At 47.4% G+C, this 741-nt stretch carries 1 protein-coding gene; it reads left to right on the top strand.

Annotated features, from left to right (window positions below; genetic code table 11):
- Positions 1-738, top strand: a 738-nt coding sequence (locus tag KXG62_RS33875) for an IS4 family transposase (protein ID WP_218096402.1), incomplete at its 5' end; no start/stop codon positions are given.
- Between the last annotated feature and the right edge of the window lie 3 nt (positions 739-741).

Raw genomic sequence — 741 nt, 5'->3', positions numbered from 1 at the left:
GATCGTGCTATTGCTGCCGGCATGTCTGCATCCTACGTACTCATGGATAGCTGGTTTACTCATGCACCACTGATTCAAGAGATACGTGATCGTAACCTACACGTCATTGGCATGGTCAAAAATGATAAAAAGCGATATCTGGTGGACGGGCAACGCATTTGCCTGAATTCGCTTTATGCAACTGCCGCTCGCATTGAAGGAAAAAACCGAAACATCCTTCGCCAGATACGGACAGAGCTTGCTCCAGGAATCCCAGTTACGGTTATATTCGTTCGTCACCGATCCAAGAAGAAGGAATGGCTTGCCATTCTGTCTACTGATCTTACCTTATCCGCCTCGAACATCATTCGAATTTACAGAATGCGCTGGGAGATTGAGGTCTTCTTTAAGTGCGCCAAATCCTTGCTGCGCCTACAGAAGGAGTTTCAAGGGCGATCATACGACCTGCTCATTAGCCATACCACGATCGTATTCGCTCGCTACATCTTACTTGCCTGGCAGCATCGCCAGAGCACAGACCAACGGACGATTGGAGGCCTGTTCTATTTGTTGTGCGATGAAGTTGGAACAATGGACTGGGTCGTCGCTCTTCAACAATTAGTCGAATTGATGAATGAAGTTGCCGCGAAGGCAGGAAAGCGAATCTCAATGCTAATTCATCGTCAACTCCAGAATTGGACTGCCGGTTTGCCTAGCTACATCAAGGCTTATTTGCCAATTTCAAGCTGCGAAAGTTGAGTT

Source organism: Paenibacillus solanacearum (genome assembly GCF_910593845.1).
Classification (GTDB): Bacteria; Bacillota; Bacilli; order Paenibacillales; family NBRC-103111; genus Paenibacillus_G; species Paenibacillus_G solanacearum.
This window is presented reverse-complemented; position numbering and strand designations above follow the sequence as displayed.